A 15320-nucleotide genomic window follows, 5' to 3' on the forward strand; every position below is an offset into this window, starting at 1 on the left:
TTGGCAGGTTGGCAGGTTGGCAGGTTGGCAGGTTGGCAGGTAAGGGCTTTCAGATAGCCTTTGATTGCACCATATTTTTTCAAAAAAATTCCACAAAACCTCATAAACAAAAAGGGCGGAACCTGCTGGCTCCGCCCTTTTCTTTTGTCGTGGGTCTGCTGTGGCCGGGTGGCTTTCTTATTCCATCCATTCCGAAATATCGGGGCAGGAACAGACAAGATTCCGATCCCCATGGGCGTTATCAATCCGCCCCACAGGTGGCCAGTATTTGCTGGAACGGCTGACACCGGGCGGGAAGCAGGCGTCCTGACGGGTGTAGGCATGGTCCCACGGCTCTGCCGTGACATCGCTGGCGGTATGGGGCGCGTGGCGCAGGGGGGACTGCTCTGCCGTCAGCTTGCCCGCTTCAATGGCGCGCACTTCCTCACGAATGGCCAGCATGGCCTCACAGAAGCGGTCGAGTTCCGCTTTGCTTTCAGATTCCGTGGGTTCGATCATGAAGGTGCCCGCCACCGGGAAGCTGACCGTAGGCGCATGGAAGCCGTAATCCACCAGACGCTTGGCCATGTCATCCACCGTGACACCGGCTGCATCTTTCAAAGGGCGAAGGTCCAGAATGCATTCATGCGCCACGCGACCCTGCGCGCCCCGATACAGCACCGGGTAGGCTTCTATCAGACGGCTGACAATATAGTTGGCGTTCAGAATGGCTACCTGCGTGGCGCGTTTCAGCCCTTCATCCCCCATCAGGCGGATATAGGCCCAGGAGATTGGCAGAATGGAGGCCGAACCAAACGGCGCGGCGCTGACGGCCAGAGCCGTGCCTTCCGCCGCAGGGTTGCCGGGCAGGAACGGAGCCAGATGCGCCTTGACGCCAATTGGCCCCATGCCCGGACCACCGCCACCATGCGGAATACAGAACGTTTTGTGCAGATTGAAATGGCTGACATCGCCACCATAATCGCCGGGGCGGGCTAGGCCCACCTGCGCGTTCATGTTCGCGCCATCCACATACACCTGCCCTCCGGCCTGATGCACCAGGTCACAGATTTCACGCATGCTTTCTTCAAACACGCCGTGGGTGGACGGATAGGTGATCATCACGGCGGACAGATCAGCCGCGTGAGCGGTCACTTTTTCCCGCATGTCTTCCAGATCAATATTGCCACCGGCATCACACTTCACCACCACAACCTTCATGCCCGCCATCTGGGCGGAGGCCGGGTTGGTGCCGTGGGCGGAGGCCGGAATCAGGCACACTGTACGGTTGGTTTCCCCCCGCGCGCGGTGATAGGCGCTGATGGCCAGAAGCCCGGCATATTCACCCTGCGCGCCGGAATTGGGCTGGAAGGACACAGCATCATACCCGCTGATGGCGCACAGCCAGCGTTCCAGATCAGCAAACAGGGCCTGATACCCCCGCGTCTGATCTGCCGGGGCAAAAGGATGAATATCACTGAAACCGGGCCATGTGATGGGGATCATCTCCACGGTGGCGTTCAGCTTCATGGTGCAGGAGCCAAGCGGGATCATGGTGCGGTCAAGCGCCAGATCCTTATCAGCCAGACGGCGCAGATAGCGCAGCATGTCTGTTTCTGAACGGCAGGAACTGAACACCGGCTGCGTCAGGAAAGCAGACTGGCGGCTCAGGCTGGCGGGAATGGTGCTGGTGGCCGGAGCCAGCGCCTGCGCCATTTTGTCCACCCGGCCCTGTTCCGCACAGAAAGCGGACCATACGGCCAGAACAGTTTTGGGGGTGGAGGTTTCATCCAGACTGATACCGATACGCCCCTTGCCAGCATCACGCAGGTTAAGGCCAGCAGACCGGGCGCGAGCCAGAATATCCGCAGCACCATCGCCCACCTGAAGGGTGATGGTATCAAAAAACTGTTCGGTCTGGACTGTAACACCAAGCGCTTTCAGGCCAGCAGCCAGTGTGGTGGTCAGCCCATGAACCCGGCGGCCAATAGCGCGCAGCCCTTCCGGCCCGTGATAGACCGCATACATGCCCGCAATAACGGCCAGCAGCACCTGCGCCGTGCAGATGTTGGAGGTCGCTTTTTCACGCCGGATATGCTGTTCGCGCGTTTGCAGCGCCAGCCGGTAGGCAGAGCGGCCCTGACTATCAATGGACACCCCGACCAGACGGCCCGGCATGTTGCGCTTCCACGCATCCCGCGTGGCCATATAGGCCGCGTGCGGGCCACCAAACCCCATGGGCACGCCAAAACGCTGCGTGGAGCCAATGGCGATATCCGCCCCCAGTTCACCGGGAGAGGTCAGGACTGTCAGCGCCAACGGGTCTGCCGCCATGACGGCAATACCGCCCGCCGCATGCAGGGCCTCAATGGTTGCGCGTGGATCTTTGAGAGCACCGGAAGACCCCGGATACTGGAACAACGCACCAAAAACATCTGCTGCAACCAGATCTGTTTCCGGCGCGCCAATGACCAATGCAATGCCCAGCGGTTCCGCACGTGTTTTCAGAACGGCAATGGTCTGCGGGTGGCAGTCTGCGTCTACAAAAAAAGCTGTGGCCTTGGATTTTGACACCCGGTTCGCCATGGCCATGGCTTCCGCTGCGGCAGTGGCTTCATCCAGCAGGGACGCGTTGGCGATATCCAGCCCGGTCAGTTCGGAAATCATGGTCTGGAAGTTCAGCAGCGCTTCCAGACGGCCCTGGCTGATTTCCGGCTGATACGGCGTATAAGCCGTGTACCACGCCGGGTTTTCCAGAATATTGCGCTGAATGACGGCTGGCAGAACGGTGCCGTAATAGCCCTGCCCGATCAGCGATGTCATGACCTGATTCTGGTTGGCCAATGTGCGCAGATGGGCCAGAACCTCCACCTCGCTCCAGCCCTTGCCAATACCCATGGGTTGTGTGGCCCGAATGGCGGCGGGCAGCGTTTCCTGCATCAGCGCATCCAGCGAGGGCGCACCAACCGTTTTGAGCATAAGCGCCTGATCGTCCGCCGTGGGGCCGATATGGCGGGGCACAAAGGTATCTGCCTCCGGTTGCAGGCCTGCAAAAGCGGGCAGCGTATCAGCAGAACAGCCGGAGGAACGGTCCGGACCGGAAGCAAGGGTGAACATGCGGGGTATCCTGAAAAAGCGGGAAACAGGAAGAATGTTTCTGGCGGGCGTGGTGCTGTGGCTAACAAAAACCGGGCAGCACAACGCCCCTTTGGCAGGGTGCCGGGGCGTGAGGGCTGGAACAGTCCGCCCTCCACGCCCCGGCGGGCAGACTCAGGCGATCAATGCGGCGTAGGCGGCGGCATCCAGCAGGCCGGAAAGCTGATCCGGGTTGGTGATGCGGAATTTCAGAATCCAGCCTTCGCCTTCCGGGTCGGAGCTGACGCGGGCGGGGTCATCCGTCAGGGCGGCGTTGCCTTCCAGCACTTCGCCATCCACCGGGGCATAAATGTCTGAAGCCGCCTTGACGGATTCCACCACGGCTACGGACTCACCGGCTTTGACCTCGGTTCCGGCATCACGCACTTCAACAAACACCAGTTCGCCCAGTTCTTCGGCAGCGTGCTTGGTAATGCCCACCACGGCGGACTCACCTTCAACGCGCAGCCATTCATGTTCTTTGGTAAAATACAGTGTCATGCCTCAGCACTCCTTGAAAAAAGTCTTTTGAAACCGTTGAGAAAACAGAATTACCGTTTGAAGCGCGCAGGCACGAACGGCAGGGATGCCACAACCGCAGGCACGGCGCGGCCTCGCAGTTCGGCAAAAACGGGGCTTTTGGGGGCGGCGTAGGCGGTGGCCACATAGCCCATGGCCACCGGGGCTTCCACCGTGGGGCCAAAGGCGCCGGAGGTCACCTTGCCTATGCCATCAGCAAAAGCGGGATCAGAATAAAGGGGGGCACCGCCACGCACAGGGGCACGGCCTTCTGCCAGTAGCCCCACACGGCGACGGGCCACACCATTTTCAAGCTGGCCCAGAATGATGTCCGCGCCCGGAAAGCCCCCTTCCCGCGCACTGCCCTTACGGCGGGACTTTTGAATAGACCATTCAAGGGCTGCTTCAACTGGCGTGGTCGTCTCATCAATATCCGCGCCATACAGGCACATGCCGGCTTCAAGCCGCAGGCTGTCCCGCGCGCCGAGGCCTATGGGTTTAACGTTGGGCTGGGCCAGCAACTGGCGCGCCACGCGTGAGGCATCCAGCGCGGGCACGGAAATTTCAAACCCGTCCTCCCCGGTGTAGCCGGAGCGGGAAATCACGCAGCTTGCGCCATCTACATCCAGAGCGCGCACATCCATGAAGGCCATGGTTTTCACATCCGGCGCAAGCGCCGCCAGCGCCTGCTCGGCTTCCGGCCCCTGAAGCGCCAGCAGAGCGCGTTCTTCAAGCGGCTCTACCAGACAATCCACCAGTTCATCCTGCATGAGGGCAATATCGGCGGCCTTGCACGCGGCGTTGACCACCAGCAGCAGGGTATCATCCAGCCGCGCCACCATCAGGTCATCCAGAATGCCACCCTGGGCATTGGTGAACTGGGTGTAACGCTGCCGACCATTCTTGATGGCCACAATATCAGCCGGGACCAGACGTTCCAGCGCTTTGGCGGCGGCCTCCACACTGCCCGAGCGGGCACGCACCTTCACCTGCCCCATGTGCGAGACATCAAACAGGCCCGCATGGGTGCGCACATGGCGGTGCTCGGCCATGATGCCATCTGCATAATTCAGGGGCATGGCATAACCGGCAAACGGCACCATTTTGCCGCCTTGATCTTCATGCAGGGAAAAAAGAGGGGTGTGGAGGAGAGAATCAGTGCTCATGCACGCAGCCTTCCGCAAAAAGACTGGGGCACCTTGCGTATTCGGAAAACTGTGACCGATAAAAAGACAAAGTTCAGGGCCCCGGACCAGAGAATATCCGTCTGCCCCTTCTGTATCTTTGCCTGAGATCGCTATCCCGTCGGCGGGCGCGAAAGCGCCTCTCTCCAGAAGTTTATCGCGCAAGGTCCTTTTGCCTGAGAGTTTCCGGGGCGGTTGCTCCTTCGGCGCTGGCGCTAAGCCAGTCTCTCCCTCTGCGCGATAAAAACCGTGACATCATTGCGTTTTCAAGTCAATCACGGTTGTAGAGTCTGCGCGGGCCAAATGGCCCGTTTTATGCGTCTGCCTTGGGCAGATGTTTGGCAATGTAGGGCGGCAGATTGAAAGAGCCCACGTGAATTTCCGGCGTCCAGTACTGGGTGTTGCCCAGAATTCCAGCATCCTGCGCGCGGGTGCGCACACTGTTCACATCCTGCCCCACGGGGCTTTTGCCCTTGGAGGCAATGCCCAGTGTCATGAACCCGCCCACATAGGTGGGCACAGCCGCCACATAGGCAGACACATGCGGGAAGAACTTGGCACGGCGTTCGCTGGTTTCACGCAGTTCATCCGCCTGCATGAAGGGCACGCCGCACTGGTTCACAATCAGGCCTTCCGCCGTAAGGATACGGGCGCAATGCTGATAGAAGGAATCCGTAAACAGGACTTCACCCACGCCAATGGGGTCCGTGCTGTCCACAATGATCACATCAAAGGAAGCATCCGCCGCCTTTGCCACGTAATCAATGCCATCACCCACAATCACTTCCGCGCGCGGGTTGGTCCAGGCATCTCCGGCAATGCCGGGCAGGTGTTGTTTTGAAAGTTCAATGACCGCGCCGTCAATTTCCACCATCACGGCTTTTTCCACGCCGGGATGTTCCAGCACGCGGCGCAGCACACCGCCATCACCCGCGCCAATAATCAGCACATTGCGCGCAGCGCCGTGGGTGAACAACGGAACATGGGTGAGCATTTCCTGATAAACGAACTCATCCCGTTCCGTGATCTGCACCACGCCATCCAGCAGAAGCACGCGGCCGTGGGACTCGCTCTCAAAGACCACAATGTCCTGAAACGGGCTTTTGGTACGGGCCAGTTCCTTTGTGACGCGGAAGCGCTGGCCCCAGTTGTCATAAAGGGTTTCTTCAATCCACTGCTCAGTCATGTCTCTTTATCCCAAACAAAGAAAAGGGCCAGAACGCGGCCTGTTACGGCGTTATTCTGGCCCCCCTCAAACACACCATCAAAGACGGAAACGGACCTTAGATAGCCACGCGCCCACGGCGTTGCTCATCCACTTCCAGCCGCTTTGCCTGGAACAGGCGCTGCATGACCGGAATGGCAAGGTGCGGATCACATGCGCCGCACATGAAGATATCCACGGCCGCAAAATTGCGTTCTGGCCATGTGTGGATGGAAATATGGCTTTCCGCCAGCACAACCACGCCAGACACGCCGCCATTGGGCGTGAAGTGGTGGAAGTGGCTGTGCAGGATGGTTGCTCCCGCAGCCACGGCAGCCTCACACAATGTCCGGTCTATTTTTTCCGGATCATCCAGATTTGTGGCGTCCCACAGATCGACCAGCAGGTGTGTGCCTGCAAATTTCTCGCCGTCTTTTTCGACGAAGTAATCCTTACGATCATCGTCAGACGAGACCGGAACAGAAGATGCCTGGTTATTGCTCGGGAGTTCCGAGACCATCCCCAGTTGAGCAAGTGCGTTCATTGACGTACCCCCAAACCAGTAGACAGCCTGTTGGGCGAAATCGCCCCCTTGGGCCAAGAGCGGGTGTAACTACGGCCTATAGCCCCGCATGACAAGCATTATCTTGCATAAAAAACAGGTTTTTTCACATTGCCCGAAAACGAAGTGAAAGAAATCAATGTGATGCGGCGCTGCGGGGCATCTGCCGTAACAGAAGTGTAAACAACGCATCACGCTCGCGCCCCAGCGTACGGCCCGCCAGCCAGTCTTTCAGACGGTGCAGGGTTTCCCAGTCCCGCGCGGCGGCGGCATCGGTCGCCAGCCGGAAAGCAAGGGCCCGTTGCGCCTCTGTCAGCGCCCCATCCTGCGGCAGACCACGGCTGGCCAGACGCCCCACCACCAGCACGGCATCCGCCCAGCGGTGGTCCGCCTCATAAAGCTGTCCGCGCAGATCCAGCCCTGCGTCCGATTCGTCATGTGCCAGCAGGGCCTGTGCCTTTTCCGTCTCTCCGCGTGCCTGCGCCACGCGGGCGGCATCATACGCTTTGCGGGCTGCCAGATCATCCGGCATGAGCGGGGAGACCGCGTGATCCAGAGCCATCTGCGCCAGCGCCAGTTGATGCGCCTGCATGGCGGCCTGAGCCAACAGTTCTTCTCCCTCCGCCCGTGCCTGCGGGTCTGCCTGCATGGCAATGGCCTGACTGAAGGCCGTCGCGGCGGTATCTGCATGACCAGCCTCCAGCAGCAGGTGACCATACCCCAGCAGCAGCTTGGCTTTCTCCGCCCCATCGGGCACATGCGGCAGCCCCTGCGCCACCAGCGCGGTGCGCTGTGTGACCGAGAGTTCTTCCTCGCTGCCGGGCGGCAGGCCGAGGGAAGCGGACGCACCGTTGAACACCAGCCGATACAAAGCGGCCCGATAGGCCTCCGCCAGCGCGTCCTCCGGCACATCCGCGCTGGGTTGAAGCCCTTCCAGCACGCTCAGCGCCACTTTGGGCTCACCATTGCGGATGAGGGCCTGCGCAAGCCCCACGGCAGTAAGCGTGCGGATGTCAGCAGGCACGGGTGAAGCCCCGTTCTCGCCTTTCAGCAGTTTGCGGTACACGTCCGCCGCCATATCCGGCGCGATCAGATCCGCATCCTGCATCAGCCGCACAATTTCCGTGCGGGCAATGGCGGCGCGCTGAGCATCGTCCGATGCTGTCAGATTTTCCAGTGCAACGCGGGCTGTTTCCGTTTTTCCCTCCCGCGCCTGTAGCAGCGCGCGGGGAAGATCATACGCAGGGCCATCGGGCAGTGGCTCCATCGTCCTGACCGTGGCGGGGGTGCCATAGCGGGCGATGTAAAGCGCCATGGCTGGCGCAATCCGGTCCCGTAGCGGGGCGGGATAATGCTGCGCCTGCGCAAACCCTGCCGCCAGCAGAATGGCGGTGCGCTGGCTGTTCTGCCCGGCATACAGACCATACAGCCCCTGCCACAAATGGAACTCCGGCAGGCTGATCCACTCCGGCGCAGCCAGTGCCTGGGCGCCTTTCAGGTTGCCCGCAAGCAGGGCCGAAGCCGCACGCAGCGCTATTTCCGGCCGCAGGGTGGCTGACCCCGCAGCACTGGCTGATCCCGAATCCGGTGTGGTTTCTGGCATATCTGCCAGCAGCGCGGCGGCTTTCTGAAACGCTCCGGACGCAAAGGCCGCCTGCGCAGCGGCAAAAGTCGCCGCTTTTTTCTGCCGGGGCGACGCCTTGGCCAACGCCGCCAGTTTTTCCTCCCGCTCCGCTGCCAGAGTAGCGGGCGATGCCTCCTGCAAGCCGAACCACTGCCAATCCTTTTGGCGGGAGGCCTCTGTCACCGGTTCGGGCAAAGGGAGGCCCACTGGCACAGGATGCAGCGAGACAGCGTGCAGAACGGCCCCTTTGGCCGTGCCCTGCATCACGATCTGATCGGCATCGGCTTCCACCACCACACCTTCAAGTGTGGGCCTTACGGAATAACCAACCGCGTGCTGCGCCTGCGCCACGCCGCCTGAGGCCGTGCGGGATGTTGCAATCAGCAGCCGCGCGCCGGTAGCGGGGTCCGGCAATTCAAACTCATGCCCAGGCTGTTGCAACGGAAACAGCACATAACCGGGCGCAGGCTGCGCCGTAATTGTGTGCAGAGACGCAGCCCCCCCTCCCCCGCCAGAAGATGGCTTGCCCGCCAACGCGGCCCCCGTGGACGACAGCGTAACCGTAGAAGAAGGGGACGGAGAGGAGGAGCCTGCGGAAGCGGAAGTTGCGGCCCCAGTGGTAGTGGTAGTGGTAGCGGAAGCGGAAGTGGCAGCCGCAGTCGTAGCCGGAGCAGGAGCAGACGTGGAAGCGGCAGCCGACGCAGGAGGCGTACCGCCCCCTGCTGCGCCGGAAGGAGCCAGCGCCGTCTGCCCATCCTTTTTCTGTAAAGATGCAGGTTCCGGCGCTTGTAACTGCCAGCCTTCTTTCTGGCGCGAGAGCCGCAAGGCAGGGTGTTGCGGCAGAGGGATGCGCAACAGAGTGGCGTGATCCAGCACGGTGACTGTCAGGCCGGAAAACACACCTGTTCCGCCAGACGCACGCATCATGGCCGGTACAGGCTGGTCTGCCACCACAATAAAATCCGGGCCGGACCAGAACGCCGCAATGCCGGTTTGCGCATCAAAAGGCAGAAACAGTGCTGTCTGGGCGTTTTGGTCGCCTTTCTGGCCCAGAGCATCCTGCGTGACAGCCGCTACCGGAGCCCGCTGCAGCCCATCCACGCCTTCCGCTGTGGCAGGCGCTACCACCAACGCCTGAAGCAGCAGGCAAGAAACCATGATCCGGTCTGTTCTGTTCCGTCCCGTCACGAGGTTTCTGTTGCTCCCTGTCTGGTTTCGCCACGCCATGAATGGCGGGCAATAGCGCACACCCAGCGCCCCGGTGAGTGTGCCCTCTCTTTGCACTGATCGCCAAGGCTGACAAAGGAAAAGACAAACCGCGCAGGCTGCGGAACGCCGGGAACGGAGAGAACGTTAAAAAGCCTCATTACCGCTTTAGCCACATCAGATGGCTTTCTTGCTCTGGAGGATTCCATGAAGAAATTATCTGTTCCGGCGCTTCTTCTGCTTTTGCTGCCACTGGGCCTTGCTGGCTGTTATTCTGGCCCGCACCGCTATCATGACAGGGATGGTTACCGCCACGGGCGGCATGACCATGGGTATTACAATGATTACCGCGGCCGCCCACCCGGCTCGCGCTACTAAACCTCGGGCTTTTCAGCCCTTCTGGCGGCACACGCCACCACACTGGCAAAACCAGCACGGCACGAACAAACCATGATAGGGTGACGCCGCCAGCAGATTTCTGGCGCATTTACTGCCCTCCTAACCCCGTGCGTGGATTTTATGCTGGACCGCATTACAAGCATGCAGGTTTTCGTAAAGGTTGTGGCCACCGGCAATTTTACGGCTGCCGGGCGGGCGCTTTCCCTTTCCCAAACCATGGTGACAAAGCACATCACAGCGCTTGAGCGGCAGATGGGTGTAACCCTTTTCCATCGCAGTACGCGCAAATTATCGCTGACAGAAGCCGGACGGCTGTTTCTGGAAGGATGCCAGAAAATTCTGGCTGATCTGGATGAAGTGGAGCGGACCGTAACCGCCCAGCGGCGCGAACCACAGGGGCGGCTGCGGCTTAATGCCCCTGTTTCCCTTGCCATACGCTATGTTGCCCCTCTGCTGCCCGAATTTAACCGCCGACACCCATTGGTGACGGTGGAGCTCGGCCTGAATGACCGCGCAGTGGACCTGATTGAAGAAGGCTGGGACCTTACCCTGCGGATCAAGCACATGGCCCCCAGCAGCCTGCGCACACGCAAGCTCGCGCCCATACGCTGCGTGGTGTGTGCCTCCCCCGCCTATCTGGCGCAGGCCGGCACGCCGCAGCGCATTGAGGAACTGAGCCAGCACAAATGCCTGGGGTACACTTTGGGAGACCCCGGTAACCCGAGCCGCTGGAATTTCGGTGCGAAGGGAGAGCACGGGGTCTCTATTTCCGGCCCGCTCTGCGCCAACAATGGCGATGCCTTGCGTGAAGCAGCCGTTGCGGGGGAAGGGCTGATCTATCTTCCCGTTTTTGTGGTGAGCAATGAACTGCGTTCCGGCCAGTTGCAGGCCATAACGCTTGATGAGCCCCTGATGGAAGCCCCGCCCCTGCACGCTGTTTACGCCCCCGGCCAGACAACCCCGTTAAAGGTAAGGGCCATGATCGATTATCTGGTGGAATGCTACGGCCCCGTTCCCCCATGGGAACAGGATCTCCCCTGAGCCGTTCCCTAGGGGCAGACAGCGCTGGCCATCCGCCACACAGTCACTCTGGTTCTGTGATGAGGTGCATGGTTTTTTCCACACATTCTGCGCGCGCCGCACCACTCTCCGGGTGCAGGGATAGGGGCAGTGGGTAAATCTGTGGATAACGGGTACAGATTACGCAGCCCGATTCGGAGGTGAATCAGAAAAAGGCAATAAAAAAAACAGGTTATACGAATCCGGAGTCGAGTCCCGGTTTCTGTGGAAACTCTGCTTTATAACCCTTATCTTGTGGGGAAGAATGGTGAGCCGGGAGGGACTCGAACCCTCGACCATTCGATTAAAAGTCGAATGCTCTACCAACTGAGCTACCGGCTCACACCATCTTGCAGAATAGCAACACTCGGTTTGAAACAGGGTGCGCCCTCTGTTGGGACGCTGTCTAGACGGATCATTCCCCCCGTGTCAAGCGATGACATGCTTTTTCAAGCCCATAACGCGCAAAAGGGCTCCTGAAAACACCAACACCCCTTCTTGATGGCAGGCGCGGTCTCCCGAAATATCTCCCCCAACAAAAAAACGCGGCCCGTTGCGGGGCCGCGCTTTCTGTCTGGATAAATTCTGAAACAATCAGGCAGTTTCAGAAGAAGCCGGACGCATTTTGATAATCCGGTCGGGCTCACGCACCATGCCGGACGCGCCGCCACCGCGCTTGATTTTGTCGATGTTTTCCATGCCTTCAATCACGTCACCCACAATGGTGTACTGACCATCCAGATGCGGGGATGGTTCAAACATGATGAAGAACTGGCTGTTGGCGCTGTTGGGGTCAGACGTACGCGCCATGCCCAGAGTGCCGCGCAGGAACTTGGCGTCCCGCGTGAATTCCGCTTTCAGGTCCGGCAGCGGGCTGCCACCTGTGCCTGTGCCCGTGGGGTCACCAGCCTGCGCCATGAAGCCTTCAATCACACGATGGAAGGGAACGTTATCATAAAACCCTTCAGCAGAAAGGGTACGGATACGCTCGGCAGCCAGCGGTGCGATATCGGGACGCAGGCGGATGACCACGCGGCCTGCGGGGACATCCATGTAGATCAGGTCGTTTTTGTCTGTCTCGGTAGACATAGAGAATTCTCCTTAACTCTTTCCGGCAACCGGCGCCAACGCACCTGTTACCCCGCAGCCCGCGCCTTTAGCCGGGCGAGCAGACGTTCCTGTGTATATGGGGTGACAAACTCGGAAACGGCACCACCATAACCGGCAATTTCCTTCACAAGGCGGGAGGAAATGAACTGCGTGCGCTCGGACGCCATCAGAAACACGGTTTCTATGGTGGCATCCAGCCGCCGGTTTACGCCGGACATCTGGATTTCATAATCAAAATCCGTCAGCACCCGCAGACCGCGAAAAATAAGTGTGGCATCATGCGCACGCACCGCTTCCACCAGCAGGGAGTTGAAGGGCGTTACCTTCAGCTCGCCGCCTGTGCGCTCAGCTATGGCGGGAAGCTCATGCTCCACACACTCCACGCGCTCCGCCAGCGGCATGAGCGGGTTTTTGGCGGGGTTTTCCGCCACCCCGATCACCAGACGGTCCACCAACCGGGCGGCCCGTTCAATCACGTCCAGATGCCCGGTGGTGACGGGATCAAACGTCCCGGCATAAAAGCCAATGCGCCGGGCAGGGCGCACGCCTGTGATCACGCGCCTTCGCCCGGTGTTTCAGCGGCGTCCTCGCCCCCTTCTTCCTCACCATCATCCATGACGGGGAACACGCTCGTCACGCGCTCATCCTCATTCAGGCGGAACAGGGTCACACCGCTGGCCTGACGCGCCATGACGCGCACCTGATCGACCGGCACACGGATAAGACGGCCAGCGTCCGTCACCAGCATGACATCCGTGCCATCCAGAACCGGCAGCGTGGCCGCAACTTCCTTGCCGCGCTTGTTGGAGGAGAAGGTCATGTTGGTAATGCCCTGCCCGCCACGACCGCTGACACGGTAATCATACGCAGAAGACCGGCGGCCAAACCCGCCATCGCTCACCACCAGCAGAATTTCTTCGGCAGCTTCAAGCTCGGCAAAGCGTTCCGGCGTCAGCAGGGTTGTGCCGGAGGAGGCTTCTTCCTCATCCGTATCCACAACCGGCGTTTCGGCATCATCCTCGGTTTCGGCGGCGTTTTCTGCACGGCGTTTGGCATTGGCCATACGCAGATAAGCAGAACGTTCTTCCACCGTGGCTTCAACATGGTTCAGCACGGCAAGGCTGATCACCTTGTCGCCATCCGCCAGCCTGATGCCGCGCACACCGGAAGAGCCACGGCCTGCAAACACGCGCAATGTTTCATCCGTAATCTGGAAGCGGATGCAGCGTGCGCCACGGGTTGCCAGGAACACATCCTGCCCTTCACGGCAGGTAGCAACGCCAATCAGGCTATCGCCTTCATCCAGCTTCATGGCGATCAGGCCGGAGGAGCGGATGTTGCGGAAATCACTCAACCGGTTACGGCGCACGCCACCGCTGGCGGTCGCAAACACCAGATGCAAGGATTCCCACAGCTCCTCATCCTGCGGCAGCGGCAGAACGGCGGTAATGGTATCCGAACCCAGATCAGGTAGCAGATTGACCAGCGCACGGCCTTTGGCGGTGGGGCTGGCTTCTGGCAGACGCCAGATCTTTTCCCGATACGCCTTGCCGCCGGAGGAGAAGAACATCACCCACTGGTGCGTGTGGGCGTTGAAGGACCGCACCACAATATCATCCCCGCGGGTGCCTGCGCCGGTGCGGCCACGGCCACCACGGTTCTGGGCACGGAAGACATCAAGCGGCGTGCGTTTGATGAAGCCTTCCCGCGTGATGGTGACAACCATCTGGCCGGGTTCGATCAGGCTTTCATCATCCTGATCCCCTGCGTAATCAGAAATTTCGGTAGCGCGTGGGGTCGCAATTTCCGCCCGCGCCAGTATCAGTTCATCGCGCAGCACTTCCATGCGGCGGATGTGGCTGCCAATAATTTCAAGAAGCTCGTTGATCCGGGTAGCAACTTCGGAAAGTTCCTGCTGGATCTTTTCGCGTTCAAGGCCGGTCAGGCGTTGCAGGCGCAGTTCCAGAATACCACGGGCCTGCGCTTCAGTAAGACGGACCTTACCGTCTACAACCTGATTGCCTTCATCGTGGATAAGCGCCAGCAGGGGCTCGACATCTGCGGCATCCCAGCTTGCGGCCATCAGGGATTCACGGGCGGTTGCGGCATCAGGCGCTGCGCGGATCAGGGCGATCACGGCATCAATATTGGCGACGGCAATCACCAGCCCGACCAGAATATGCCCGCGATCCCGCGCCTTGTTCAGTTCAAACCGCGCCCGGCGCAGAATGACTTCTTCACGGAAGGAAACAAAGGCGGACAGAACATCCTTCAGCCCCATCAGGCGAGGCTTGCCGCCATCCAGCGCCAGCATGTTCACGCCAAAGGACGTCTGCAACTGGGTGTAACGGTAGAGGTGGTTCAGCACCACTTCCGGCGTGGCGTCCCGCTTGATTTCAATCACCACCCGCATGCCGGACCGGTCCGATTCATCGCGGATGTCTGATATGCCTTCAATCTGCTTGTTGCGCACCAGTTCGGCGATGCGCTCCTGCAGGGTGGCCTTGTTCACCTGATACGGAATTTCCGTGATCACAATGGCTTTGCGATCCTTGCGGATTTCCTCAACCTCGGCGCGGGCACGAATAATGATCGCGCCACGGCCGGTAGCAAACGCGCTGCGGATGCCTGAGCGCCCCAGAATGATGCCGCCTGTGGGGAAGTCCGGTCCCGGCACATGCTCCATCAACTCTTCAAGCTCCATATCGGGTTTTTCGATAAGAGCGAGGGTTGCATCAATCACTTCCGCCGGGTTGTGGGGCGGAATGTTGGTGGCCATACCCACGGCAATGCCGGTGGCGCCATTGATAAGCAGGTTGGGGAAAGCTGCGGGCAGAACGGTTGGTTCCTGCTCGCTTTCATCATAGTTGGGCTGGAAATCAACCGTATCGCGGTCAATGTCGTTCAGCAGGAAGGTGGCAGCCTTGGCCAGCCGCGCTTCCGTGTAACGCATGGCCGCCGGGCTATCCCCATCCACGGAACCAAAGTTCCCCTGCCCGTCAATCAGCTTGACGCGCATGGACCAGGACTGCGCCATACGGACCATGGCATCGTAAATGGAGGAGTCACCGTGCGGATGGTATTTACCCATCACGTCACCCACCGCACGGGCCGATTTGCGGTAGGGTTTATCGTGCGTGAAGCCACTTTCATGCATGGCGTACAGAATACGCCGATGCACCGGCTTCAGGCCGTCTCGCACATCAGGCAGGGCACGGCTGACAATCACCGACATCGCATACGCGAGGTAGGAGGAGCGCATCTCCTCCTCAATGGTGACAGGCAGAAGGTCAGAAGGCTCCGGCGATCCCGGCTGGTCAGAAATCTCGGTCAAGGTCC

General features: G+C 60.1%; 12 protein-coding genes, 1 tRNA gene and 1 riboswitch. Of the genes, 2 read left to right on the plus strand and 11 right to left on the minus strand.

Annotated elements, in window-relative coordinates; all coding sequences use genetic code 11:
* From AD948_RS18525 to AD948_RS09140, 7 genes are all read right to left on the minus strand, one after another.
* Positions 1-218 (minus strand): hypothetical protein (locus AD948_RS18525; protein WP_211264466.1); only part of this gene is annotated, 218 nt, incomplete at its 3' end.
* Positions 178-3096, minus strand: a complete 2919-nt coding sequence (gene gcvP / locus AD948_RS09115; RefSeq protein WP_082782384.1) for an aminomethyl-transferring glycine dehydrogenase — start codon at positions 3094-3096, stop codon at positions 178-180. The genes gcvP and AD948_RS18525, both read right to left, overlap by 41 nt.
* A gap of 153 nt (positions 3097-3249) precedes the next feature.
* The gene (gene gcvH / locus AD948_RS09120) at positions 3250-3615 is read right to left on the minus strand and encodes a glycine cleavage system protein GcvH (RefSeq protein ID WP_006557690.1); all 366 of its coding nucleotides are present in this window, start codon (positions 3613-3615) and stop codon (positions 3250-3252) included.
* A 50-nt stretch (positions 3616-3665) separates the two neighbouring features.
* On the minus strand, positions 3666-4799 hold the full coding sequence (gcvT, locus tag AD948_RS09125) for a glycine cleavage system aminomethyltransferase GcvT (RefSeq protein WP_061471631.1): 1134 nt from the start codon (positions 4797-4799) through the stop codon (positions 3666-3668).
* A gap of 172 nt (positions 4800-4971) precedes the next feature.
* Positions 4972-5061: riboswitch (glycine riboswitch) on the minus strand.
* A gap of 69 nt (positions 5062-5130) precedes the next feature.
* Positions 5131-6003, minus strand: a complete 873-nt coding sequence (gene speE, locus AD948_RS09130) for a polyamine aminopropyltransferase (protein WP_061471583.1) — start codon at positions 6001-6003, stop codon at positions 5131-5133.
* Positions 6004-6100: 97 nt separating this feature from the next.
* A complete protein-coding gene (gene speD / locus AD948_RS09135; protein ID WP_006557687.1) occupies positions 6101-6565 on the minus strand; it encodes an adenosylmethionine decarboxylase in 465 nt (154 codons plus the stop codon).
* A gap of 154 nt (positions 6566-6719) precedes the next feature.
* On the minus strand, positions 6720-9395 hold the full coding sequence (locus AD948_RS09140) for a hypothetical protein (protein WP_169797405.1): 2676 nt from the start codon (positions 9393-9395) through the stop codon (positions 6720-6722).
* A gap of 225 nt (positions 9396-9620) precedes the next feature.
* On the opposite strand from AD948_RS09140, the gene AD948_RS18185 reads away from it, so the two are divergent.
* The gene (locus AD948_RS18185) at positions 9621-9791 is read left to right on the plus strand and encodes a hypothetical protein (RefSeq protein ID WP_156479000.1); all 171 of its coding nucleotides are present in this window, start codon (positions 9621-9623) and stop codon (positions 9789-9791) included.
* Positions 9792-9932: 141 nt separating this feature from the next.
* Positions 9933-10853, plus strand: coding sequence for a LysR family transcriptional regulator (locus tag AD948_RS09150; RefSeq protein WP_061471633.1), 921 nt, complete (start codon positions 9933-9935; stop codon positions 10851-10853).
* A gap of 284 nt (positions 10854-11137) precedes the next feature.
* Here AD948_RS09150 and AD948_RS09155 read toward each other — a convergent pair.
* The 4 genes from AD948_RS09155 to gyrA all read right to left on the minus strand — a co-directional run bounded on the left by AD948_RS09155 (position 11138) and on the right by gyrA (position 15315).
* Positions 11138-11213: transfer RNA gene (locus AD948_RS09155), tRNA-Lys, on the minus strand.
* 252 nt (positions 11214-11465) lie between these two features.
* Positions 11466-11960 (minus strand): peptidylprolyl isomerase, encoded by a 495-nt coding sequence (locus tag AD948_RS09160; RefSeq protein ID WP_006557681.1) that lies wholly within the window; start codon positions 11958-11960, stop codon positions 11466-11468.
* Positions 11961-12007: 47 nt separating this feature from the next.
* Positions 12008-12538 (minus strand): pantetheine-phosphate adenylyltransferase, encoded by a 531-nt coding sequence (gene coaD, locus AD948_RS09165; protein ID WP_006557680.1) that lies wholly within the window; start codon positions 12536-12538, stop codon positions 12008-12010.
* Positions 12535-15315, minus strand: a complete 2781-nt coding sequence (gene gyrA / locus AD948_RS09170; protein ID WP_006557679.1) for a DNA gyrase subunit A — start codon at positions 15313-15315, stop codon at positions 12535-12537. The genes coaD and gyrA overlap by 4 nt, the downstream gene beginning before the upstream one ends.
* Positions 15316-15320 lie beyond the last annotated feature (5 nt).

This window comes from Acetobacter senegalensis, assembly GCF_001580995.1.
Classification (GTDB): Bacteria; Pseudomonadota; Alphaproteobacteria; order Acetobacterales; family Acetobacteraceae; genus Acetobacter; species Acetobacter senegalensis.

What these genes read in the sequence shown, in the direction of transcription:
- gcvP (WP_082782384.1), bottom strand. Translation starts at nt 3,096, where the DNA reads ATGTTCACCCTTGCTTCCGGTCCGGACCGTTCCTCCGGCTGTTCTGCT.
- gcvH (WP_006557690.1), bottom strand. Translation starts at nt 3,615, where the DNA reads ATGACACTGTATTTTACCAAAGAACATGAATGGCTGCGCGTTGAAGGT.
- gcvT (WP_061471631.1), bottom strand. Translation starts at nt 4,799, where the DNA reads ATGAGCACTGATTCTCTCCTCCACACCCCTCTTTTTTCCCTGCATGAA.
- speE (WP_061471583.1), bottom strand. Translation starts at nt 6,003, where the DNA reads ATGACTGAGCAGTGGATTGAAGAAACCCTTTATGACAACTGGGGCCAG.
- speD (WP_006557687.1), bottom strand. Translation starts at nt 6,565, where the DNA reads ATGAACGCACTTGCTCAACTGGGGATGGTCTCGGAACTCCCGAGCAAT.
- AD948_RS18185 (WP_156479000.1), top strand. Translation starts at nt 9,621, where the DNA reads ATGAAGAAATTATCTGTTCCGGCGCTTCTTCTGCTTTTGCTGCCACTG.
- AD948_RS09150 (WP_061471633.1), top strand. Translation starts at nt 9,933, where the DNA reads ATGCTGGACCGCATTACAAGCATGCAGGTTTTCGTAAAGGTTGTGGCC.
- AD948_RS09160 (WP_006557681.1), bottom strand. Translation starts at nt 11,960, where the DNA reads ATGTCTACCGAGACAGACAAAAACGACCTGATCTACATGGATGTCCCC.